The organism is Sphingomonas sp. AAP5 (assembly GCF_004354345.1).
In the GTDB taxonomy this organism is placed as follows: Bacteria; Pseudomonadota; Alphaproteobacteria; order Sphingomonadales; family Sphingomonadaceae; genus Sphingomonas; species Sphingomonas glacialis.
This window is the reverse complement of sequence record NZ_CP037913.1, coordinates 344,328-367,391: the sequence shown is the minus strand read 5'-3', so window position 1 is coordinate 367,391 and position 23,064 is coordinate 344,328. Positions and strand designations below refer to the sequence as shown.

The 23,064-nt window shown below is 66.1% G+C and carries 23 protein-coding genes; 10 read left to right on the top strand and 13 right to left on the bottom strand.

What is annotated here, in order from left to right; genetic code table 11:
• Positions 1-18 precede the first annotated feature (18 nt).
• The 4 genes from E2E30_RS01660 to dxs all read right to left on the bottom strand — a co-directional run bounded on the left by E2E30_RS01660 (position 19) and on the right by dxs (position 3,789).
• Positions 19-306 (bottom strand): type II toxin-antitoxin system RelE/ParE family toxin, encoded by a 288-nt coding sequence (locus E2E30_RS01660; RefSeq protein WP_133186639.1) that lies wholly within the window; start codon positions 304-306, stop codon positions 19-21.
• The gene (locus tag E2E30_RS20650) at positions 296-469 is read right to left on the bottom strand and encodes a hypothetical protein (RefSeq protein ID WP_165954429.1); all 174 of its coding nucleotides are present in this window, start codon (positions 467-469) and stop codon (positions 296-298) included. Before E2E30_RS20650 ends, E2E30_RS01660 begins: the two co-directional genes overlap by 11 nt.
• Before the next feature lie 89 nt (positions 470-558).
• Positions 559-1,257 carry a DUF6629 family protein gene (locus E2E30_RS01655; RefSeq protein WP_133186637.1) on the bottom strand — a complete coding sequence of 233 codons (699 nt, stop codon included), beginning with the start codon at positions 1,255-1,257 and terminating at the stop codon, positions 559-561.
• A gap of 606 nt (positions 1,258-1,863) precedes the next feature.
• Positions 1,864-3,789, bottom strand: coding sequence for a 1-deoxy-D-xylulose-5-phosphate synthase (gene dxs / locus E2E30_RS01650; RefSeq protein ID WP_133186634.1), 1,926 nt, complete (start codon positions 3,787-3,789; stop codon positions 1,864-1,866).
• A 117-nt stretch (positions 3,790-3,906) separates the two neighbouring features.
• Between dxs and E2E30_RS01645 the strand changes: the two genes are divergently transcribed.
• Complete coding sequence (locus E2E30_RS01645; protein WP_133186632.1) at positions 3,907-4,446, top strand: GNAT family N-acetyltransferase; 540 nt, start codon at positions 3,907-3,909, stop codon at positions 4,444-4,446.
• Positions 4,447-4,453: 7 nt separating this feature from the next.
• Here the strand turns inward: E2E30_RS01645 and E2E30_RS01640 are convergent, their stop codons facing one another.
• Entirely contained in the window at positions 4,454-4,912 is a 459-nt protein-coding gene (locus tag E2E30_RS01640) for a Fur family transcriptional regulator (protein WP_133186630.1), read from the bottom strand.
• A gap of 53 nt (positions 4,913-4,965) precedes the next feature.
• The gene (locus E2E30_RS01635) at positions 4,966-5,358 is read right to left on the bottom strand and encodes a MerC domain-containing protein (RefSeq protein ID WP_133186628.1); all 393 of its coding nucleotides are present in this window, start codon (positions 5,356-5,358) and stop codon (positions 4,966-4,968) included.
• 274 nt (positions 5,359-5,632) lie between these two features.
• Between E2E30_RS01635 and E2E30_RS01630 the strand changes: the two genes are divergently transcribed.
• The 5 genes from E2E30_RS01630 (at position 5,633) to E2E30_RS01610 (ending at position 9,868) form a co-directional block, all read left to right on the top strand.
• On the top strand, positions 5,633-6,097 hold the full coding sequence (locus E2E30_RS01630) for a hypothetical protein (RefSeq protein ID WP_133186626.1): 465 nt from the start codon (positions 5,633-5,635) through the stop codon (positions 6,095-6,097).
• Positions 6,098-6,157: 60 nt separating this feature from the next.
• Positions 6,158-7,195, top strand: a complete 1,038-nt coding sequence (locus tag E2E30_RS01625) for a COX15/CtaA family protein (RefSeq protein ID WP_133186624.1) — start codon at positions 6,158-6,160, stop codon at positions 7,193-7,195.
• A 185-nt stretch (positions 7,196-7,380) separates the two neighbouring features.
• Positions 7,381-7,860, top strand: coding sequence for a 50S ribosomal protein L13 (gene rplM / locus E2E30_RS01620; protein ID WP_010185350.1), 480 nt, complete (start codon positions 7,381-7,383; stop codon positions 7,858-7,860).
• Positions 7,860-8,420 carry a 30S ribosomal protein S9 gene (rpsI, locus tag E2E30_RS01615; protein ID WP_133186622.1) on the top strand — a complete coding sequence of 187 codons (561 nt, stop codon included), beginning with the start codon at positions 7,860-7,862 and terminating at the stop codon, positions 8,418-8,420. The genes rplM and rpsI overlap by 1 nt, the downstream gene beginning before the upstream one ends.
• A 173-nt stretch (positions 8,421-8,593) precedes the next feature.
• Positions 8,594-9,868, top strand: coding sequence for a sensor histidine kinase (locus tag E2E30_RS01610; RefSeq protein WP_133186620.1), 1,275 nt, complete (start codon positions 8,594-8,596; stop codon positions 9,866-9,868).
• A gap of 11 nt (positions 9,869-9,879) precedes the next feature.
• Here E2E30_RS01610 and E2E30_RS01605 read toward each other — a convergent pair whose 3' ends face one another.
• The 4 genes from E2E30_RS01605 to E2E30_RS01590 all read right to left on the bottom strand — a co-directional run bounded on the left by E2E30_RS01605 (position 9,880) and on the right by E2E30_RS01590 (position 13,309).
• Positions 9,880-11,142 (bottom strand): dipeptidase, encoded by a 1,263-nt coding sequence (locus E2E30_RS01605; RefSeq protein WP_133186618.1) that lies wholly within the window; start codon positions 11,140-11,142, stop codon positions 9,880-9,882.
• A gap of 53 nt (positions 11,143-11,195) precedes the next feature.
• Positions 11,196-11,963 carry a metallophosphoesterase family protein gene (locus E2E30_RS01600; protein ID WP_133186616.1) on the bottom strand — a complete coding sequence of 256 codons (768 nt, stop codon included), beginning with the start codon at positions 11,961-11,963 and terminating at the stop codon, positions 11,196-11,198.
• Positions 11,960-12,790: a diacylglycerol/lipid kinase family protein gene (locus E2E30_RS01595; RefSeq protein ID WP_133186614.1), complete on the bottom strand. Its 831-nt coding sequence runs from the start codon at positions 12,788-12,790 to the stop codon at positions 11,960-11,962. The genes E2E30_RS01600 and E2E30_RS01595 overlap by 4 nt, the downstream gene beginning before the upstream one ends.
• 72 nt (positions 12,791-12,862) lie before the next feature.
• Complete coding sequence (locus E2E30_RS01590) at positions 12,863-13,309, bottom strand: MarR family winged helix-turn-helix transcriptional regulator (RefSeq protein WP_133186612.1); 447 nt, start codon at positions 13,307-13,309, stop codon at positions 12,863-12,865.
• Positions 13,310-13,421: 112 nt separating this feature from the next.
• Here E2E30_RS01590 and E2E30_RS01585 point away from each other — a divergent pair, with 112 nt between their 5' ends.
• Positions 13,422-15,368, top strand: a complete 1,947-nt coding sequence (locus tag E2E30_RS01585) for an OPT family oligopeptide transporter (protein ID WP_133186610.1) — start codon at positions 13,422-13,424, stop codon at positions 15,366-15,368.
• Positions 15,369-15,499: 131 nt separating this feature from the next.
• Here the strand turns inward: E2E30_RS01585 and E2E30_RS01580 are convergent, their stop codons facing one another.
• The 3 genes from E2E30_RS01580 to queF form a co-directional block, all read right to left on the bottom strand.
• A complete protein-coding gene (locus E2E30_RS01580) occupies positions 15,500-16,780 on the bottom strand; it encodes a glycoside hydrolase family 130 protein (RefSeq protein ID WP_133186608.1) in 1,281 nt (426 codons plus the stop codon).
• A 42-nt stretch (positions 16,781-16,822) separates the two neighbouring features.
• The gene (locus E2E30_RS01575) at positions 16,823-19,096 is read right to left on the bottom strand and encodes a glycosyltransferase family 4 protein (RefSeq protein ID WP_133186606.1); all 2,274 of its coding nucleotides are present in this window, start codon (positions 19,094-19,096) and stop codon (positions 16,823-16,825) included.
• A gap of 151 nt (positions 19,097-19,247) precedes the next feature.
• The gene (gene queF / locus E2E30_RS01570; RefSeq protein ID WP_189675766.1) at positions 19,248-19,694 is read right to left on the bottom strand and encodes a preQ(1) synthase; all 447 of its coding nucleotides are present in this window, start codon (positions 19,692-19,694) and stop codon (positions 19,248-19,250) included.
• Positions 19,695-19,822: 128 nt separating this feature from the next.
• Between queF and sseA the strand changes: the two genes are divergently transcribed.
• From sseA to E2E30_RS01555, 3 genes are all read left to right on the top strand, one after another.
• On the top strand, positions 19,823-20,662 hold the full coding sequence (sseA, locus tag E2E30_RS01565) for a 3-mercaptopyruvate sulfurtransferase (protein ID WP_133186604.1): 840 nt from the start codon (positions 19,823-19,825) through the stop codon (positions 20,660-20,662).
• Positions 20,663-20,777: 115 nt separating this feature from the next.
• On the top strand, positions 20,778-21,971 hold the full coding sequence (gene metC, locus E2E30_RS01560; RefSeq protein ID WP_133186602.1) for a cystathionine beta-lyase: 1,194 nt from the start codon (positions 20,778-20,780) through the stop codon (positions 21,969-21,971).
• Positions 21,972-22,164: 193 nt separating this feature from the next.
• Positions 22,165-23,019 carry a TorF family putative porin gene (locus E2E30_RS01555; protein WP_133186600.1) on the top strand — a complete coding sequence of 285 codons (855 nt, stop codon included), beginning with the start codon at positions 22,165-22,167 and terminating at the stop codon, positions 23,017-23,019.
• Positions 23,020-23,064: the final 45 nt, after the last annotated feature.

Sequence of the window (23,064 nt, the reverse complement as noted above, 5' to 3'; positions counted from 1 at the left end):
AGGCCTCTGCCGAGACAATTAAGAAGCCGGTGGATATTTGCGCCGCGTATGCAGCACGGTCAGCACATCGATCTCCCCCTCGGGCGCGATCGCATAGACGATTTGATACGGCAGCCCAGGCACCGCAAACACGCGCGTTCCCGCAATCTCGCCAACACGCCCAAGCTTCGAGAACTTACCGAACATCATCGCGGTCTGAAGGATCCGGCTCACCACCCGCTCGGCGGCGCGCTCATTGTCCTGCGCGATCCAGTCGCGGATCGCGACCAGATCGTCCCGCGCCTGCGGCGTGAGGTTAACCTTCAAGCTTGAGGTCGCGCCACACCTGCTCGACGGGGATCATCGCCGCACGATCGCGGCTTTGCGCCAATCCGCGCCCGATCTTCGCGCGCTCCCATGCCGCATAGCCGGGGTCGAGCACGCCAGCTTGCTCGGAGACCTTATCGGCGGGGATTGCGGTCGGCTTCATGCGCGCGAGCGTATCACCGTTTGCGCATTCCGAAAATCGCCGTTTGCGATCGTTCAATCCTCCCCCGGGCGAGGGAGGACTAAACCTCCCTACCCCCGTAACCAAGACAAAACAAACGGCCGCCGCGGCGCGCTCGTCCCGTTGGGCGTCGCCACATCGATGTCCTGCCGGTTGAACTGCCGATACAGCACCACGCTCAGCACCGCGGCATAGAAGCACCACACCGACGCGAACGCATAGCCCTTGACCAGATGCACGATCGTCAGCCCGATCACGTTGAGCAACCCATACCCCCGCACCACGCGGTGCGTCGACAGCAGCAGCGCCCCGCACGTCGCGAGGATGTAGAGCAGCGACACCCACATCTGGCTGGTGATCGGGTTGGTATAGGTGATCGAATGCTGCTCGATCACCGCGCAGGTCGGCGCGACGACGAGGCCCGTCATGTCCCACGCGAACACCACCGCCCCCACGCCGCACAGCGCCAGGATCACGCGCCGACGCCACCCCGGCGGCTCCATCAGCACCACCGCGACGGGCATCAGCAGCGGCAGGATCCCGATCGCATAGAGCGTGAAAAGGAACACGCTATGGTCGACCGCCGTGGCCCCGAGCCGTCCCTCGAGCGCGAGCCACACCATCCCTTCGGAAAACTGGTGCACCGCGAACAGCAGCGGAACGCACGCGAACAGCAGCGCGCGCGGCTCGCGGACATGCCGTAGCGTCGCCACGCCGACCACCCCGAGGACCGCCGAGGCAGTAAAACTGGCGGTGGCCGAAAAGCACATGAGCGCAGACCTTCACGAGCAGGAGAGACGTCCGCTCTGGCGCGCACCGCCGTGGAATGCCAGCAGGATTTCGCGGCGGCCGCGACGCGACCCCCGGCAGCAACCGGGCCCGTCGCGGGTGCGCGCTCGGCGCGCGAAGCCGCCGCCACACGGCAGCCTCACCCTCCGCCGCGGCGATGCTGCCAGCCAACGCCCGCGTTCGACGCCCGATCACCGATCGAACCGCTGCCGCTACAAACCCCTGTCCTACACGAACCAATTGGGTTATATAAGGCGCGTCTCAGATTTCAGGGAGCCGGGCATGCCGATCTCCACGCTTGCCAAGACCCCATCCCGTCGCCCCGGCGAAGGCCGGGGCCGCGCCGCTCTCGCGCGCATCGCCGGTTCGGTCCCACCACAGAGCGGCCCCGGCCTCCGCCGGAGCGACGACATGTGCTGCCCGGCGGCGATCATCACAAAAACGGAAACGATCGCGATCGAAGCCTCACCGTCCGGGGGTCAATCGAGTCAAGCACGCACTCGGTTCGTCGCATCGTCCGCCGGAGCGACGCCGCACCCCACCCGCCGGCGTATCCCCACCACCGCAGGGATACGCCACCGGATCGTTCAGGCGCGCGCGCCCTCGACGACGCTGCTCGAATTGTGCCGCAGCGCCTTCAGCACCGTCTCGACGATCGCCTCGGCGTCGAGCCCGGCCTGGGCATATTGCAGCTCGGGCTTGTCCTGGTCCTGGAACGTGTCGGGCAGCCGCATCGTGCGCAGCTTGAGCCCCGCGTCGATCAGCCCCGAGTCGCTGGCGAAGGTCAGCACGTGTGCGCCCAAGCCCCCGACCGCGCCTTCCTCGATCGTCACCGCGACTTCGTGCGTCGTCAGCAGCTTGCGGATCAGCGCCTCGTCGAGCGGCTTGGCGAAGCGCAGATCGGCGACCGTCGTCGACAGCCCCTTCGCCTCGAGCGCCTCGGCCGCGCGCATCGCCTCTTCGAGCCGCGTGCCGAGCGACAGGATCGCGACCTTGTGCCCCTGCCGCACGATCCGCCCCTTGCCGATCTCGAGCGCCTCGGCAACCGCGGGAAGCGCGACCCCTGTGCCGTTGCCGCGTGGATAGCGTACCGCGATCGGCCCGCTGTCGTGGAGGATCGCGGTGTGCGTCATATGCACCAGCTCGGCTTCGTCGGCCGGCGCCATCACCACCATGTTGGGCAGCGTCGCGAGATAGGCCAGGTCGAACGACCCGGCATGCGTCGCCCCATCGGCCCCGACGAGCCCGGCACGGTCGATCGCGAAGCGCACCGGCAGGTTCTGGATGCAGACGTCGTGGACGACCTGGTCATAGGCGCGCTGGAGGAAGGTCGAATAGATCGCGCAGAACGGCCGCATCCCCTGCGCGGCAAGACCCGCGGCGAAGGTGACGGCGTGCTGCTCTGCGATGCCGACGTCGAAGAAACGCTCGGGATGCGCCTTGGCGAAAGCGTCGAGCCCGGTGCCCGACGGCATCGCCGCGGTGATCGCGCAGATCCGCGGATCGGTCTCGGCTTCCTTCGAAAGCTGCGCGCCGAACACGTTCTGATACTGCGGCGGCCCCGGGGGTGCCTTGGTCTGCACGCCCGAGATGACGTCGAACTTCTGGACGCCGTGATACTTGTCCGCCGCGGCCTCGGCGGGGGCATAGCCCTTGCCCTTCTTGGTCACGACATGGACGAGGATCGGGCCCTCCTCGGCATCGCGGACGTTCTCGAGCACGGGGATCAGCTGGTCGAGGTTATGCCCGTCGATCGGGCCGACATAATAGAAGCCGAGCTCCTCGAACAAGGTGCCGCCCATCGCCATGCCGCGGGCGAATTCCTCGGTCTTGCGCATGCCCGTCGCGATCGGCTTGGGCAGCCGCTTGGCGAGTTTGCGCGCCAGATCGCGGAAGCCGAGGAACTCGCGGCTCGACACGATGCGGCTGAGATAGGCCGACAGCCCGCCGACGGGCGGGGCGATCGACATGTCGTTGTCGTTGAGGATCACGACCAGCCGGTTGCCCGCCTGCGCCGCGTTGTTCATCGCCTCATACGCCATGCCGGCGGACATCGCGCCGTCGCCGATCACCGCAATGCCCTTGCCGGGCTTGTCGGCGATCTTGTTCGCGACGCCGAAGCCCAAGGCCGCCGAGATCGAGGTCGAGCTGTGCGCCGCGCCGAACGGGTCGTATTCGCTCTCGGAGCGCTTGGTGAAGCCCGACAGGCCCCCGCCCATGCGCAGCGTCCGGATCCGGTCACGCCGGCCGGTGAGGATCTTGTGCGGATAGCATTGATGCCCGACGTCCCACACGAGCTTGTCGTTGGGCGTGTCGAACACATAGTGAATCGCAACCGTCAGCTCGACCACGCCGAGCCCCGAGCCCAGGTGGCCACCCGTTACGCCGACGGCGGCGATCGTCTCCTGGCGGAGCTCGTCGGCAAGCTGGCGAAGCTGGGTGGGGGCAAGCGTCCGAAGATCGGCGGGAATGTTCACCGTGTCGAGCAGCGGCGTTTGGAGAATATCGACCATCCGGCCTGCTTAGCGTGGTGCAAACCGCCTGTCGATTACCTCGATTGCGCTGCGCACATTCTTGACGCGCCGTGCGTCGCGGCATCACATCGCGCCGATCGTACCGGGGGAAATGCCATGACCGCGCTTAGCCATCGCCTTGCGACCGAGGCCGATATCCCCGCAATCGCCGCGTTGATGGAGCGCGCGATCGCCGAGCTGCAGCACGGTTTCCTGTCACCCGAGGAGATCGCAGCAAGCCGGTTGAGCATGGGACTCGACACGCAACTGATCGCCGACCGCACCTATTTCGTGGTCGAGCAGGACGGCCAACTCGCGGGCTGCGGCGGCTGGAGCTACCGCGCGACCCTCTATGGCGGCAATGCCGGCGCCGCGCCGCGCGATGCGCGGATGCTCGATCCGGCGACCGAGCCTGGCCGGATTCGCGCGATGTATACCGACCCCGGCTTCGTGCGCCGCGGCATTGGCCGCTTGGTGCTCGGCCTATGCGAAGCGGCTGCGCGGGGCGCTGGCTTCACGCGGGTCGAGCTGATGGCGACGCTGTCGGGCGAGCCGCTCTATCGCGCCGCGGGCTATCAGGAGATCGAGCGCGTCGCCAAGATGGCCGATCGCGGGACGCCGGTGCCGGGGTTACGCATGGGAAAGGATCTTGGCTGAGCGCGGCTCAGCCGCAGTCGGCGCACTTGCCGCGGACTTCGATCACCGGGCGTACCGGCGAGAACCCGGCGGCTTCCGCTGCCGAGCGCACGCCCTTGGTGATCCGGTCGTCGTCGAGATGCGTCGTCTGCCCGCAGCTGTCGCACACCAGGAAGATGCAGTCGTGGAGACAGTCGGGGTGCGCATTGGCGATATAGGCGTTCGAGCTCTCGACTCGCCGCGCCAGATTGGCACCGACGAACAGGTCGAGGATGCGGTACACGCTGTTCGCGGCGACGCGCCGCCCCTCGGCCTTGGACACCGCCTCGGCGATGTCATAGGCGGATGCCGGCTTGTCGAACCCGGCGAGCGCGCGGAAGATTTGCGCGCGCATCGCGGTCCATTGCTCGCCCGAGCGTTCGAGCGTCGCCTGCGCGGCGACGGCGAGATCGGCGCCTTGCGGCTCGGCATGATGATGTGTGGCCATGCGGCCGAGATAGGCGGTGCGGGCCCTCCCCGCAACGGCGCGACTCAGTCGGATCAGTTGGCGGCGCGTCGGTTCAGGTCGTGGCCGAGCGCGAGCGTCGCCACGCCGATCAGCGTCCACACCGTCTCCATCCCCGATCCGTCATGCGGCAACGAGATCGCGCCTGCCATCGTGCCAAGCCCGGCCGAGCCGACCACCGCGGGCATCATATAGCCATGCGTGAAGATCCCGCGCCCGAGCGCAAACACGCCGAAACCGATCGCGATCGTCAGCCCGATCTCGTGGAACAGCGGGTTGAGCAGCAGCCCGCCCGCGGTCGAGGCCAGCGCGATGAACACCGAGCTCGCGATGCAATGCACCATGCACAGCCCCGACAGCCCGATCGCCATCGTGTCGAACCGCTGTTCGATCCAGCGGATTGCGGGGGTGTGGGCGAGAGTCGTCATGCTGGACACCATGTGGCATGTCGAGGGTCAGGTTACAACATATCATCGACTATTTTTTGTGGTGGCCTTTCGTCGGACTGGCGTGCTGCCATGCCGCATCGCATGATGGTGCCTGAACTGCTTGGGGTCGGGAGTGGAAATGCGCTGCGCTATCGTCGGCCTGATGTTGTGGGCGGCCTCCGCGTGGGCGGCCTCCGCGTCGGCGGCCTCCCCCGCCCCGGCCGAACCCGCCACGTGGCCCGCGCCCGTAGCGCAACCCGCCAGCAACGCAGAGATGACCGCGCTGTTCGACGCCGACCAAAAGGCGCGCGACACCCCCGCCACGAACGACTGGAAGGTGCTGTGGCCGGCGGATCGCGCCCAGCGGGCGCGGACACAGATGCGGCTCGACACGGGCGGCCTGCACAGCGGGGACGATTTCTATCACGCGGCCTATCTGTTCCAGCATGGCGAGACGCCAGCGGATTTCCTCAAGGCGCATACGCTCGCGGTGGTCGCAACCGCCCGCGGCAAACCCGAGGCGGTGTGGATCGCCGCGGCGACGCTCGACCGCTATCTTCAACGGATCGGTCAGCCGCAAATCTATGGCACGCAATTCCAGCGCGCGCCGGGAAACGCCTGGACGCAGGAGCCGTATCAGCGCGAGCTGCTGTCCGATGCGCTGCGCCAGGCGACCAATGTCCCGCCGCTGGTCGATCAGGCGAAGCAACTCGAGGGCTATCAACACCAACCCGGATAACCGCCCCCCGTGGCAGTTTGTCCAATCGACGCGCCGCAGACAACCGCGTAAGGTCGCACGATGCTCCAGGCGTCTTCGCTCCCCTCCACCGTCCGCCCGCGGACGCTCTCCACCTGGCTGTTTGTCGTGGCCGCGCTGATCGTCGCGATCGTCGTGATCGGCGGGATCACGCGGCTGACCGAATCGGGGCTGTCGATCACGTCATGGAAACCGCTCAGCGGCAGCATTCCCCCGATAACAGATGCGCAGTGGCAGGCCGAATTCGCCAATTACCGCACGATCCCGCAATACGAGGCCTTCAATCAGGGGATGACGCTCGCCGGGTTCAAGGCGATCTTCTTCTGGGAATATCTTCACCGCATGCTTGGCCGCGTGATCGGCCTCGCCTTTCTCGTGCCGCTGGTGTGGTTCGCGGTGCGGCGGCGGATCCCGCGCGGGTATCTGGTGCGGCTCGTCGCTTTGTTCTCGCTGATCGCGCTGCAGGGCACGTTCGGCTGGCTGATGGTCCGCTCGGGGCTGAGCGGACGGACCGAGGTGGCGCCCGGCTGGCTCGCGACGCATTTGCTCACCGCCTTATTCACGCTCGCCGGCATGGTGTGGACCGCGCTCGATCTGCGCGCGCTCGCCGACAACCGGCTGGCACGCCCTGCCCGGCTGCGGCTGATCCCGGCGATCGCGATCATGCTGCTGTTCGCGCAGATCCTGTTCGGCGCGCTGACCGCTGGCCTGCGGGCCGGCTACGCCTTTTCGAGCTGGCCGCTGATGGGCGACGCGATCTTCCCGATGGCGACGCCGTTTACCGATCCGCTGTGGCGCAACCTGTTCGACAACCCGATCGTCGTCCAGTTCGTCCATCGCTGGCTCGCCTTCGCGGTCGCGTTCGGCGTGATGATGCTCGCCGCGCGCGCCCGCCGCGCCGGAGCGCCGCGCCTTGGGCTGGCGCTGATCGGCCTGGTCTGTGCGCAGATCGTGCTCGGCATCGTGACGTTGCTGAGTGGGGTCGAGATCGCCGTCGCGGTCGCGCATCAGGCCAATGCCGCCTTGCTCGTGATCGCGACCGCCGCCGCGGCGCATGCCGTCGGCCGCCGCGCGATCTGACCCTCCGCAAAGCGCTCCGGTATCAGAATACCCGTCAGCAAACCCGCACTTTGCTTGACTTTCGCAAGGCCAAGCAGCAATAGCGCCTCCAACGGTGCCGCCTTGCCCGGGTGCCCACGAAGCCCAGCTTCATGGGAGATGGGGGGCGGCATCTGTCATTTTAGCATGTAAAGGTCACAAGCCCCATGAAGGCGCTGATGAAGACCACCAAGCCGGCGTTGCCGCATGAGGTGGAGAAGAAATGGATCATCGTCGATGCCGACGGTCTGGTCGTCGGCCGTATGGCGTCGATCATCGCGAACATCCTGCGCGGCAAGCATAAGCCGAGCTTCACCCCGCACGTCGATTGCGGTGACAATGTCATCATCATCAACGCGGACAAGGTGCGGTTCACGGGCAACAAGCTCAAGGACAAGATCTATTACCGCCACACCGGCTATGCCGGCGGCATCAAGGGCGTCGCGGCCGGCAAGATCCTCGAGGGTCGTTTCCCCGAGCGGATTATCGAAAAGGCCATCGAGCGGATGATTCCGCGCGGGCCCCTGGGTCGCGCCCAGCTGCGCAACCTGCGCGTCTTCGCTGGTACCGAGCATCCGCACGAAGCGCAGAACCCCGAAGTCCTCGACATCGGCAGCATGAACCGCAAGAACAAGGTGGGCAACTGATGTCCGACAACCGCCAGTCCCTCGCCGATCTCGCCGGCCTGACCAACACGCCGGCACCGGTTGCAGCGCCTGCCGCTGCAACGACCGCGCCTGCCACCGGCGAAGATTACGTTGCGGCCCCCGCAGCGCCGACGCACGAGCCGATGCCGCTGCGCGAGCAGATCCTCGACCAGTACGGCCGCGCCTATGCGACCGGCCGTCGTAAGGACGCCGTTGCACGCGTCTGGATCAAGCCGGGCACCGGCAAGATCACGATCAACGGCCGCGACCAGGAAGTGTATTTCGCACGTCCGACGCTGCGTCTCGTCATCAACCAGCCGTTCGGCGTGACCGAGCGTGACGGTGCCTATGACGTCGTCTGCACCGTCAAGGGCGGTGGCCTCTCGGGCCAGGCCGGCGCGGTCAAGCATGGCATCAGCCAGGCGCTGACTCGTTTCGAGCCGATCCTGCGTGCGCCCGTCAAGGCAGCCGGGTTCCTGACCCGCGACAGCCGCACGGTCGAGCGTAAGAAGTACGGCAAGGCGAAGGCCCGTCGTAGCTTCCAGTTCTCGAAGCGCTAAGCTTCCACGAAACTGTGGTACGCAAAGGGGCGGTCCGGCAACGGGCCGCCCTTTTCGGTTCTGGTCGACCTGCTCGGCATACCGCGAGCCGGTTGGGCGCGATCTTGCATTGCCACGCTGCCATGCCGAAATACGCGACAGCACCAGAAAAAACGACAAAGGGAAGTCCGGGTTTGACCGACGATCGCGCGCCGCAGGCGACCAACCAGACCGCCTTGCTCGACGGGCCATCGGACGACGTGGTCGAGACGACCGACTGCGCATCGAACGAGCCGACATCGTTTGCCGAAGCGATCGAACAGGTCGGGGCCGGGTCGCTGCTCGGTTACCGCTTGCAGCAACAGGCGATCCTGTCCGATTTCGGGCTGTTCGCGCTTCAATGCCGCGACAATGAAGCGCTGCTCGCCAAGGCTGCCGAAATGGCCGCCGACGGGATGCAAACCAGCCTTTGCAAAGTGCTCGAGTACCGCGCCGAACAGCACGACTTGATCTTCCGCGCGGGCGTGGGGTGGCGCGCCGGGGTGATCGGCAAGGTCAGCCTCGCCGCCGACGACAAGTCCCCCGCGGGCTTCGCCTATCAGAACGGCACGCCCGTCATCTCGAACCATCTCGAGGGCGAGGAGCGCTTCCGCACGCCGAAGATCATGGTCGAACACGGCGTACGCCGCGCGATCAACGTGCTGATCTCGACCACCGCGGGCCCGTGGGGCGTGCTTGAGGTCGACAGCCCGAGCGCCGGCCAGTTCGAGGCCGCCGATATCGCATTCCTCCAGGGCTTCGCCAATTTGCTCGGCGTCGCGATGGACCGCCAGGAGGGCGAACGCCGCCTCGCCGAAGCGATCGATTACCAGAAGGTGCTCGTCCGCGAGGCGAGCCATCGCGTCAAGAACAGCCTGACGATGCTGTCGAGCATCCTGCATCTGCAATCCCGCAGCAATCCGCTCCCCGAAGTCTCGAGCGCGCTGAACGAGGCGTCCGGCCACGTCATCGCGATCGCCCGGACGCACGATCAATTGTGGCGCCAGGATACCGGGCGGATCGAGATCCCCGCGCTGATCAAGGATCTGTGCGCGAGCCTTTCGACGCAGCTCGCCACCGTCACGCTGGAGTGCAGCGCCGACGACATCTCGCTTCATGCCGACCAGGCCGTCGCGGTCGGGTTGCTGCTCACCGAGCTTGTCACCAATGCCGCCAAATATGCCTATGGCGATGCCGGGGGGCGCGTCGTCGTCACCGCGAAGGCGCAGGACAGCGCGATCGTCGTGACCGTGCGCGATTTCGGCAAGGGGTTGCCCGAGGCGTTCGACCTGACGAGCCGATCGTCGACGAGCCTGGGTATGCAGCTGATCCGGACGCTGGTGCGCAGTCTCGACGGCGTGATCGACGCCGGATCCGATGGGGGGGCGTGGTTCGCCATCACCTTTCCGGCGAAGCCCGCGCACGGCTGAGACCGGCGCGTTTACGTCCCGTCGAGTTGCGCGATCGTCGCGGTCGCCGCGGGCTCGCCCTTGAGCGCGAGCGCGGCGCGTTCGGCGCCCGCCATCACGCGCAGGATGTTGCCGCCCGCCAGCTTGGCGAGATCGCGGTCGCTCCACCCACGCCGCGCCAGTTCGGCGAGCAAGGCGGGATAGGTTTCGACGCCGTCGAGCCCTTGCGGCAATTCGCTAAGCCCATCGAAATCGGATCCGATCCCGACATGGTCGATCCCCGCCACCTTGGCGATGTGGTCGACATGGTCGGCGACCATCGTCAGCGTCACCGCTGGCTTGGGGTGCGCCAGCTCCCACGCCGCCAGCGCCGCCTTGGCCTTGTCGGGTTGGCCGATATAGAGCCCGCCGAACGGCGGCGCATTGTAGCTGGCGATCTCGCCATTGTGCGCCGCCTCCCACAGCCGGCGCTGCTCCGAGACGTAGCTCGGCGCGAAGTTGACCATCACGATCCCGCCATTGGCGGCGAGCAGCTTGAGCATATCGTCGGACACGTTGCGCGGATGATCGCACAGCGCGCGCGCGCTCGAATGCGAGAAGATCACCGGCGCGCTCGACACGCGCAGCGCGGCGCGCATCGTCGCTTCGTTGACGTGGCTGAGATCGACCAGCATGCCGAGCCGGTTGAGCTCATGCACCACCGCCTCGCCGAATTTGGTCAGCCCGCCATGCTTCGGATCGTCGGTCGCCGAATCGGCCCAGGCGATCGTCCGCGAATGCGTCAGCGTGAGATAGGATGCGCCGAGCTGGCGATAGGCGCGCAGCACGGCCAACTTGCCGTCGATCTGCCCCCCACCCTCGACTCCGAGCAGCGACGCGATCCGGCCCTTCGCCTGAATCCGCCGGACGTCGGCAGCGGTCGTCGCGGCCTCGAACACGGTCGGATAGCGGGCGAAGATCTGCTGCATCAGCCCGATCTGCTCGAGCGTCGCCTCGACCTGCTGCGGCCCGGGCAAGTTGGCATCGACATAGACCGACCAGAATTGCCCGCCGACGCCGCCCTTGCGCAGCCGCGTGATGTCGGTGTCGTATTTGGCCGGGTCGAGCGTCGTCAGATCGAGCGTCCAGCGCGCGTCGCCGGCGCGGCCGACGAGCGTCTCGGCCCAGTCGTTATGCCCGTCGATCAGCGGCGTGTCTTTCAGCACGCGCGCGACGCGAGCGTCGATGTCGGACGGCGCTGCATAAGCGGGTGCTGTTGCGAGCAGGAGCGGCGCGAGCAGGAGAGCTGTTTTCATTACGCCAGCGTATCGCGCAACGGCGGCGTTACAAGCCCTTCGGCATGCAGCGCTTATTCCGCGCGTTCCCGCTCGAGCGGTCGATCGGGCGCCGGCGTCATCGTCCGCAGCAGCACGTCGAAACGCCCGTCGGCAATGCGGATTTCATTGAACGAGGGCGGCGTCGTGCGCGTGCGTTCGGACAGCGTTCCCGCGCCGATCATCCGCACCACGGTGCCATCGACGCTATGCGCAATGTCGAACGGATCATGGACATGTCCGGTCAGCACCGCATCCGCCCCGGCGTCGGCCAGTGCCCTAAGCGCGGCCGCGCCGTTATGCGTTTGCGCCGACATCCGCGTTTCGGGTTCGATCAGCGGATGATGACAGGCGATGAAGACCAGCTTTCCCGCAGGCACTTCGGCCAGCAACGCGAGCGTGCGATCGAGCGCGCCGCGGCTCACCTTGCCCTTCGACCAGTTGAGCCGCCATTGCGCGCGCGCCGTCGTCACGAGCGGGACGATCGCGACGCCGGGCAAGTCGAGCGGCTGCTCGACCATCCGTTCGATCTTGCTCATCCGCCGATAAGGCCGGAAGAACCGGTCGATCGGGTTGAAATAGGGCAAATCGTGATTGCCGACTTCGACCGTCACCGGCACGCCGAGCCCCTGCAACCACGCGAGCCCGGCGGAGAACTCGCGGCGTCGTGCGCGCATCGTCAGGTCGCCCGTCATGATCACCGCGTCGGGCTGCTCGGCCTTGACCAGCCCCCCGAACCAGGCGACCGCTGCCGCATCCTCGCGCCCGAAATGCACGTCGCTGACATGGAACAGCCGCATCACGCGTCCTTCTTGGTCGTAATGAAGAGCTCGCGCGTGGTGCCGAGCCGGATCGTGCTGCCGGGTTCGAGCATCACCGGTTCGCCGTCGACCAGCGCAAGCGCCGGCTTGTCGCCGCGTGTCCGGAATTGCTCGGCATGGCATTGCGTCACTTCGGACGCCTCGACCCAGTCGCCGGTCACCCATTCCCAGCCGAGCCGAGTCAGCGCGCGAAAATCGCGCGCGTCTATCGCCGCGATATCGAGCCGCCCTGGCTCGGCCCGTACCAATACGGCTTGCGCGCCGTGCTTGAGGCCGGGCACGCCGTCGAGCCGGATGCCGTGCCCGAAAGTCCGTCGCCACGCCTGGCGCAGGGCGCGACCCAATCCCCGCAACCGCCCCGCCCGCACCAGCTCGCGCGCGCGGACCCAGGTTGCGGCCGGCCCGAGGATCAGCCCGACCAGCGCGCGATGCTCCGGCAGGTCGACCACCGGAAGCGCGATCTTGCGACCATGGGCGATCGCCGCGGTTACGATCGCCGCAGGATCGGTCGAGCCGTGGAGCATTTTGGCGAGCAGGTTCATCGTGCCGCCGGGCAAGATCAACACCGCGCCGCGCCATGCCGCCAGCGCACTGACCGCCGCATTGATCGTCCCGTCCCCCGCGAACAACACTGCAGTGTCGACGTCAGCCGCATCGAGCGATTCGGCGGTTGGCAAGGGGTCGCTCGGGAAAGCGGTGCGTCCGACCAGCGTCAGCCCCTGCCCGGCGAACGACGCCGCGATGGCATCGGCCTTGGCGGGGGTCGCGGTGCCCGATTTGATATTGGTGATGAACCACAGTCTCTGCATGGCGCGCTCAACGCACAGCGCGGTCAGAAGTGACGCCTGCGCAACGGAAAAAAACGCGATCTTGCACGGCAATCACGCGTTGGCGGCGTCCTTCGCAGGCTGTGAATCGGACAAATTGGCCCGGATCTGTTGCAACGTCGCGATTACGAGCGCCTGCTCGGCATCCGAGACCCCCGCCAGCGCACTGCCGAGCATTTCGTCGGCAAGATGCCCGAGATCGTCGAGCAAAGGCCGCGCGCGCTCGGTCAGGTAGATTTGCCACGCGCGCCGGTCGCTCGGATCGCGGCGCCGCTCGACCAACCCGGCTTCCTCGAGCCGGTCGATCATCCGGCACGCGGTGATCGGCTCGACCTCGAGCATTTCGGCCAGCCCGCCCTGATTGATCCCCTCGCCTCGCTGAAGAAACTTCAGCACGCGCCACTGCGTCCGCGTCACGCCAATCGCGCGCGCGCGCTCGTCGAAGCGACGGCGCATCAGCCGCGAAACGTCACTGATCATGAAGGCGATCGAATCTTGCATGGCACGCGGTATAATAAGCATGCTCAAAATATCCAGCGTTTCCTCGGGCGCCGCGCGATCTCCCGCGCAAAAAGCGCTGTCGTTCAGGGCGTCGCTTGTGCGAGATGGGGCGATGACTGACTCTCGTCCCGCCCCGATCGCCGAACTCACGCTGCGCGGCGTGCTGCTTGGCGGCCTCATCACGCTGCTGTTCACCGCCGCCAACGTCTATCTCGGGCTCAAGGTCGGGCTGACCTTCGCGACCTCGATTCCCGCCGCGGTGATCTCGATGGCGATCCTCAAGCTGTTCAAGGGATCGACGATCCTCGAGAACAACATCGTCCAGACGGTCGCCAGTGCAGCGGGCACACTCGCCGCGATCATCTTTGTGCTGCCGGGGCTGGTGATGATCGGCTGGTGGCAGAACTTCCCCTATGTCCAGACCGCCGCAATCACGATGACCGGCGGGATCCTCGGCGTCATGTTCTCGGTGCCGTTGCGGCGTGCGCTCGTCGTCGATACCGACCTGCCCTATCCCGAGGGTGTCGCCGCCGCCGAAGTGCTCCAGATCGGCGCCGGATCGCGCGAGGGCGCGGCCGAAGCCCGCCAGGGATTGCTCGTGCTGATCTGGAACAGCATCGCCTCGGCGGCTTTCGCGATCTTCACGCAGACCAAGATCATTACCGATACCGCCGCGACCAGCTTCCGCGTCGGCGCGGGCGCAACGGGGATCTCGGGCAGCCTGTCGTTCGCGCTGATCGGCGTCGGGCATCTCGTCGGCATCTCGGTCGGCGCGGCGATGGCGCTCGGGCTCGTGATCGGTTGGTTCGTGCTCGTGCCGATCCTGACGGCGGCCCATCCCGCACCGGGCGACCTCGCCGACTGGGTCAACACCGTGTGGAAGGGCGACGTGCGCTTCTTCGGCGCGGGCGTGATCGGCATTTCGGCGATCTGGACCCTGGTCAAGATCGCCGGCCCCGTGATCGGTGGCGTGCGCTCAGCACTCGCCGCCAGCGCCGCGCGCGGCAAGGGCGAGACGCTCGCGCTCGAGGAACGCGATCTGCCGATCGCCTGGGTCGCGCTCGTCGCGCTGCTGACGCTGCTGCCGATCGGCTGGCTGTTGTGGGACGTGATCGCGGGCGGCGCGCTGGTCGGCTCGGCATTCTTGCTGATCGCGGGGGCGCTCGTGTTCGTGCTTGTCGCCGGGCTCATGATCGCGGCGGTGTGCGGCTATATGGCGGGGCTGATCGGGGCGTCGAACTCGCCCGTGTCGGGGATCGGCATCCTCGCGGTGATCGGATCGTCGCTGATGCTCGTCGGTCTGTTCGGGCAGAATCCTGGCGCCGATACGACGCGCGCGCTGATCGCCTATGCGCTGATCGTCACCGGGATCGTGTTCGGCGTTGCGACGATCTCGAACGACAATCTGCAGGACCTCAAGACCGGCCAGCTCGTCGGCGCGACGCCGTGGAAACAGCAGGTCGCGCTGGTGATCGGCGTGGTGTTCGGATCGCTGATCATTCCGCCGGTGCTCAACGTGCTCAACAGCGGGATGGGGTTCGTCGGCGTCCCCGGCGCTGGGCCGAACGCGCTTGCGGCGCCACAGGCGGGGCTGATCTCGGCGCTGGCGAAGGGTGTGCTGTCGGGCGATGCGAACTGGACGATGCTCGGCTACGGCGTCGCTGCGGGCGTCGCGCTGATCGCGCTCGACGAGCTGCTCGGTCGGCTCCGGCTGTTGCGCCTGCCGCCGCTCGGCGTCGCGCTCGGCATCTACCTGCCGATGGCGGTGATCCTGCCGACCGTGCTCGGCTCGGTGTTCGGCTGGTTCTACAACCGTTGGGCACGCCGCAGCGCGAACCCTGAGGTTGCCGAGCGGATGGGGACGCTGACCGCGACGGGCATGATCGTCGGCGAAAGCCTGTGGGGCGTGGTGTTCGCGCTGGTCGTGTGGCTGAGCGGCAGCGATGCGCCGCTCAAGCTGATGTCGGGCCACGAGACCGAGGCGTTGATCGGGGGGACGCTCTTGTTCTTCGCGATCGCGGCGATGCTGTATCGCCGCGCGGTGGCGGCAACACGCTGAAATCCCTCTTCCTTTGGGAGACGGTGGCCGAGCGCAGCGAGGTCGGGTGAGGGCAGAAGACGAACTGCCCTCACCCTTCCCCCTCGGCTACGCCGAGCGGGCCCCTTCCCTCTCCCGAAGGAAGAGGGAGGTTAGGCCATCGCCTCGAGCAGCGTCTTGATGTCGATGAACGCGAACGCGACCGAGCTATCGGCCACGCCGTAGGGCACGAACAGCGTGTCGCCATGCCGGATCGCGCCGCACGTATAGACGACGTTGGGCACATAGCCCTCGCGGTCCTGGTTCGCCGCAGCGAGGATCGGCTCGCGTGTGCGGCCGATCACCTTGGCCGGGTTGGTCTTGTCGAGCAGCACCGCACCGATCGCATATTTGCGCATTGCGCCAACGCCGTGCGTCAGCAGCAGCCAGCCCTCGTCGAGCTCGATCGGCGGGCCGCAATTGCCGATCTGGACCAGCTCCCACGGATACATCGGCCCGAGCAGCTTTTCGCCCTCGTCCCAATGCGTCAGCGTGTCGGATTTGATCAGATACAGATTCTCGCCGTCCTGCCGGCCGATCATCATGTACTGGCCGTTCACCTTGCGCGGGAACAGCCCCATGCCCTTGTTGCGCGACGCCGAGCCCGACATCGGCACCAGATCGAACGCGCGGAAGTCGCGCGTACGCATCAGCTCCGACTGGATCGTCGAGCCGTTATACGCGGTGTACGTGCCGAGCCATTCGTAGCTGCCATCGTCATGCTGGAACTGGACGAGGCGAAGATCCTCGAGCCCCTTCGACTGTGCCGCGGTGATCGGGAAGATCACCGTACCCGACAGCGTCGAATCACGATGGCGATAGACGGTGATCGGCCCCTCGGGCAGTTCTTCCTCGTCGAGCCCGACCGCATCGGTCGCGGTCGCGAACGGCGGCTCGGGCGCGAGCTTCAACTGGTTGCCGTCGGTAATGATGCCTTCGCGGAACGCGACCGAGGAGATGTGCCCCTCGCCCACCGCGCGCAAGCTCATCAGGATGCGCTGCGATCCCGCAGGCATGCCCGACTGGTCGAAATGCGGCACCGCGCTGGGATTCATCAACGCCGCCGCAGCATAGCTGTATTCGTGGCAGAAATAGGCACCAATCAGCTGGCGCTTCTCGTCGCCGATCTCGCTGCCGTCGAGCCCGAGCATCGCCTCGATCTCGTCGTAGCGCGTCATGAAGACGCGCCGCGTCTGCCAATGCCGCGCCTCGAAATCCTTGAGCACCACCTCGAGCTCGGCGCGCGTCTCGGCAGCATCGAGCGCCATCACGGCATTGACGATCCGCTCGGTGCGGTTGCCACCATTGCCGCTCCAGGCAAGGTGGAACGGTCGCACGACGACCCGTGACGGGTCGGCGTGGAGTCGCAATGGGTGTTCAAACAGCTCGATCACAATATCGCCTCGCGTAACGCCTTGGCGACGTCGCGAGCGAGGCTACGCGACGGCGCGATCCGGTCCTGCCACGCTTTGCGCCCGCTTTGCCAGCCCGGAAATCGTGCAACCGGCCAATTGCAGCGCCAAAATCGACTCGGCACCCTGATTCCGGTTGAGCCCGCTCGGCATCAAGCCGTCGAAGCAGCCGCCATCCTGGACGGTTGCCAGCGGCAAATCGAGATCGTTCTGCCCGAGATACCAGCGATACGCGCGGTTGGCTTCCTCGACCCAACGCGCGTCCCGCGACACATCGAACGCCGCGCTACACGCGTCGATCGTCGCCTGCGCCTCGAGCGGCTGCTGGTCGAACTGCAACGGCTCGGCATAGACCCGCCCGAAGCTCTCGCTGCCGACCGCGCGGAAGCGGCCGTCGGGCGAGGTCTGCTTGGCGACGATCCATTCGAGCGTCTTTAGGCCGCACTGGATCATGTCGTCGCGCTGGAGCGCAAGACCGGCACGCAGCAGGGCCTCGGGCAGACGCGCATTATCATACGCCAACACGATCTCAAACCATTCCCACTGCGGACGGCGCGCATCCTCGAGCAAGGCGAGCAGATCGTCGCCGAAGCGCGTGAGAATCGTCCGTGCGAGGGAATGCGTCGGAACCACCTCGAGCATCGCCGCGGCACCCAGCATCGCAAAGGCGTGGGCGCGTGGCGATCCCAGTTCGAGCGACAGCGACGCCGTCATGTCGAACATCGATGCGGCCCACATCTTGTGCTTGTCCATCTGCGCATCGCGCGCGGTCACGCCGAAGGCCCACAGCGTACGACCGTTCGAATCCTCCGAACCGAAATCCTCGCACCAGGTGCGATCGAAATTCATGAAGTTGCGGAAACGCCGCTCCTCGGGGTTCCAGGCATATTGCAGGAACGACGCATAAATCGTCATCCACTTGTCGCGCTGGACCTCGTCGAGCGACGTCATCTGGCTGACCAGCATGAGCGCACGGGCGTTGTCGTCGATGCAATAGCCATGACGGCGATCGGGGATCGAGAAGATCGAATGCTGCAGCATGCCCGTCGAATCGCTCATCCGCTCGACCGCCGCGAAATCGGGCGCGAGCGGAGTCAGCGCCGCAGTACTGCTCGGCATGCGCAACGGCTTGGAGGCGACCATCTGCCCAATCTCGCGCATCGCGAGTTCGGCGAGGCGCGGCCAGATCATCGTACGGCCACGCGCATAGGCACGCTCCGAAAGCTTGATCCGGTTGCGCTCGCTGCCGAGCAAGGCGTTGATCTCGCGCGCGAACGCTGCGGAATCCCCAAAGTCGACGAGCACGCCGTACCCATCCGCGAGAATCTCGGTGGCATGGACATACGGCGTCGAGACCACCGCCTTGCCGACGCCGACTGCGTAGGACAAGGTCCCCGAGGTGATCTGCGCCGGATTGAGATACGGCGTCGCATAGATGTCTGCCGCCTGCAGATAGTCGATGAGCTCGTCATGCTCGAGAAACGCATCGATGAATTCGATATTGCGACCGACCCCGAGATCGAGCGCGAGCGCCTTCAACTTGTCGCGATACTTTTCGCCTTCGTGTGCGACGAGGTTCGGATGCGTCGCACCCAGCACGGCATAGAGCACGTTGGGGTTCTGCTCGACGATCGCGGGCAGCGCATTGATCATCACTTCGATGCCCTTGCCCGGCGCGAGCAGGCCGAAGGTCAGGACGACGTCGCGCCCTTCCCAGCCAAAGCGCGACTTGAGCGTGTTGGGATCGACGAACTCGCGATCGGGAACACCGTGCGGGATCATCACGATCGACCGGCCGGTTGCACCATAAACGCGCTCGAGGATCTCACGACCACGCTCGGCCATGACGATGACGCGCGACGCACGCCGCAACAGGCCTTCCATCACGCGACGCTGATCGGCGTTGGGCTTTTCGAGGATCGTATGGAGCGTGACGATCACCGGCATCGACACGCGCTCGAGCAAGGCAAGGATATGCTCGCCCGCTGCGCCGCCGAAAATGCCGTATTCGTGCTGCAGCCACAACGCCTGCGCACCGCTCGCCTCGATCTCGCGCGCGGCTTCGAGATACTGCATCCGGTCCTGCTCGGGGATGCTGCGCGTCACCTCGGGGGGATATTCGTACCGGCCGGGGTGATCGTCCATCGCATAGACGTCGATCTTAAGATCCGGGAACCGGCTCTTCAGCGCGGTGAAGGTATCGGTGGTATAGGTTGCAAGACCACATTTACGCGGCAGAAAATTACCGGCCAAAGCCAGGTGGTCGATCGAGTTCACGACATCCGCCAGTTGCACCATGTTCGCAAATCCTATTTCTGACGGGGCTTATACCCTCGAGTTACCTCTCCCGAACGGCCAAGTTTCAATATGGTTGCAAGAATGTTGCATTGCAACAATGGGAATTGTCTGATCCAAATCAACCTTGCGGTAGGATGAACGGGCCCAGCGCTCAACCGCGCCCGCGATAGCCCGGAACGTCCTGCGACGGCAGCCACAGGCTCTCGGGCGGTGCGCCCGATTGCCAGAAAACGTCGATCGGAATGCCACCGCGCGGGTACCAATACCCACCGATTCGCAACCATGTCGGCTGCATCTCGGTGAACAGCCGTTCGCCAATCCCGACGGTGCAATCCTCATGGAACGCCTGGTGGTTGCGGAACGCGCCGAGAAACAGCTTGAGCGACTTCGATTCGACGATCGTTGCTGCAGGTGCGTAATCGATCACGAGATGCGCGAAATCGGGCTGTGCCGTCACCGGGCAAAGCGAAGTGAATTCGGGCACCGCGAAACGCACCAAATACAGGCGACCGGGCCGCGGGTTGGGGACATAATCGAGCACCGCCTCCTCGGGCGAAGTGGGGAGCGCGCTGGTTTGGCCGAGATGCATAGGAGTCATGCACAGCGATATAGGGAAGCGATCCGCCCCCGTCATCCCGCACCGATCATCCCGCGCGGATGATCCTCGAGCGTCTCGACGGCGCGCGATCGGATGGTTAGGCTATCAAAAAACCAAGGAGACGATCGATGGATTCGCTGGTGACAACCGAATGGCTCGCAAATGAGCTGGGCGCGAACGACCTGAGGATTGTCGACGCCACCTATTTCGCCGGGCTCGTCGACCGCGACCCTGCCGCCGAATATGAAGCCGCGCACATCCCGGGCGCCGTGTTCATGGATCTCGCCGAGATCGCCGACACCAGCAGTACCCTACCCTCAATGCTCCCCGCGCCCGAAAAGTTCGCCAGCCGGATGCAGTCGCTCGGTCTCGGCGATGGCAGCCGCATCGTGCTCTACGACAATTCGCCGCTCCACACCTCGGCGCGCGCCTGGTTCATGCTGCGCACCTTCGGCGCGCATGACGTCGCGATCCTCGATGGCGGGCTCGCCAAGTGGCGGGCCGAAGGGCGTGAGACCGCCAGCGGCAAGGAGCAGCTCCGCCACCGCCACTTCACCGTCTGGGCCGACGACAAGGGCGTCCGCACGCTCGATCAGATGAAGGCCAATGTCGACAGCGGCGCCGAGCAAGTGCTCGACGCGCGCTCGGCCGCACGCTTCACCGGCGAGGAACCCGATCCGCGCCCGGCGACACATGCCGGCCATATCCCGGGCTCGAAGAACCTGCCCGTCGGCGAGCTCTTCAATGCCGATGGCACGTGGAAGACCGGCGACGCGTTGAAGTCGGCGTTCGAAGGCGCGGGCATCGATGTCGCCAAGCCGCTCGTCACCACCTGCGGCTCGGGCATCACCGCCTCGGCGCTCGCGTTCGGCGCGCATCTGCTCGGCAACGAGGCGGCGGTCTATGACGGCAGCTGGTCCGAATGGGGTGCCGACCGCACCACGCCAAAGGCGACCGGCGCGGCGTAAGCGCATCTCGAAAGCCCCTCCCCTGAGCGGGAGGGGCTTCTGACAATACACGCGACCCTCTTGCCTTCTTCACGGTCTCCCGCTTTGCAGGGCCTGCATTGCAGGATTTCGCGCCATGAAGAAGACCGATGCCCCCAAGGGCGATTCGACCCGCGTCGTCACCGCCGGCCGCCGCAAGGAATGGACGCAGGGGATCGTCAACACGCCGGTCTGGCGCGCCTCGACGATCCTCTACGATTCGGTCGCGGATCTGCGCGAGGCGGGTGGTCGCGATACGCATCACCGGCTGTTCTACGGTCGCAAGGGCACGCCGACGCAGTGGAGCCTCGCCGATGCGCTGACCGAGCTCGAGCCCGGCGCCGAGGGCACCTTCCTTTACCCCTCGGGCGTCGCGGCGATCGCAGCCGCCTTGCTGTCGGTGCTCTCGCACGGCGACGAACTGCTCCTTCCCGACAGCGCCTATGACCCGACCCGCGCGATGGGCATGGGGCTGCTCAAGCGGATGGGAATCACGACGCGCTTCTATGATCCGATGATCGGCGCGGGCATCGCCGACGTGATCACCGATGCGACTCGCGCGATCCTGCTCGAGAGCCCCGGCAGCCTGACCTTCGAGGTGCAGGATATTCCCGCGATCGTCTCCGTCGCCAAGGCGCGCGGCATCACCACGCTGCTCGACAACACCTGGGCGACGCCGCTGTTCTTCCCCGCGATCGCGCACGGCATCGACCTCACGATCCTCGCCTGCACCAAATATATCGTCGGCCATAGCGACGTGATGCTGGGCTCGGTCACCGCCGCGCCGGGCCATTTCGCGCGGCTACGCGACACCAGCTTCCAGCTCGGCCAGATCGCCAGCCCCGACGACAGCTGGCTCGCCAGCCGTGGCCTGCGCACGATGGCGATCCGGCTCAAGCAGCATCAGGCAAGCGCGCTCGAGATCGCGCACTGGCTCGAGCAGCAGCCCGAAGTCGCGACCGTGCTCCACCCGGCTTTGCCGAGCTGCCCCGGCCACGCGCACTTCCTGCGCGACTTCAAAGGGTCGTCGGGGCTGTTCTCGTTTGTCCTCAACGGCGGTGGCGAGGCCGATCGCGCGCGGCTGATCGACGGGCTCGAGCATTTCGGGATCGGCTATAGCTGGGGCGGGTTCGAAAGCCTCGCGCTGCCGGTCGACCCACAACGCCATCGCAGCGTCACGCGCCGCGCCGATGCCGGGCCACTCGTCCGGCTGCAGATCGGCCTCGAGGATCCGGCGGATCTGATCGCCGACCTCGCCGCTGGCCTGGCGCGCTTTTCCGCTCAGCAATGATTTGAAACACGGGTGTTGCGCAACAGCCACAATAGCGCGGTATCCCGCGCACGCGCGCGAATTAAGTTGTGCGATGCAGCGTAGCTCGGCAATGAAAGATCTTGCCGCTTAGCTGCGCGGGAGGTCTTGCGCCTCCGACAGACGCCGCATCGGTAAAGCAGGCGGGGACAGTCGCATTTTCGAAAGGGAAACGATGCGCTTCTCCACATCTACGCTTGGCGCGCTCTTGCTCGCCGCCTCCGCCACGCCCGCCTTTGCGCAGGATGTCCCCACCACCACCACGCCCGACGCCAAGGACGCGCCCGCCGCGGCGCCTGCCGCGCCCGACAAGCCGTTCAAGATCACCGGCGGCGCGACGCTGATCAGCGATTACCGCTTCCGCGGTTTGACCCAGACCAACGGCGAAGGCGCCGTCCAGGGCACGATCAACATCAACAGCACGGCCGGCTTCTATATCGGCACCTGGGCCTCGACGATCGACGGCAGCGGGAAGACCCCGCTCCTCACCGGATATGGCGATGCCGAGGTCGATCTGTACGCCGGCTATACCAAGACCTTCAGCGGCCTGACGGTCGATGGCGGCCTGCTCTATTATTACTATCCGAGCGGCGTGAAGGGCCTCAACACCGACTTCTTCGAGCCTTATGCCTCGGTGAGCTACACGCTCGGCCCGGTCTCGACCAAGGTCGGCGGCAATTATGCGTGGGGCGGCCAGAAGGGCCTCGATTTCACGCCGAACAACAAGGACGACAATATCTACGTCTATGGCGAGGCCTCGGTCGCGGTGCCCAAGACGCCGATCACGCTGAAGGGCCATCTCGGTTATACCGACGGCTCGCTCGGCCTCGCCAACCTCAACGGCAACGACCGCAACTATCTCGACTGGTCTGCAACAGCCGAAGCCGTCGGGGGTCCGTTCAAGGTCGGCGTGAGCTATGTCGATACCGACATCACCAACAACAAGGTCGGCGGGCTGTACCGGCGCGGCTATGCGTCGCGCTTCGGCCGCGGATCGACCGTGCTCGCCTATGTCGGCGTGAACTTCTGATACGAAGAAGGGAGCGCCCTTGCGGGCACTCCCTCTGATCGGTCC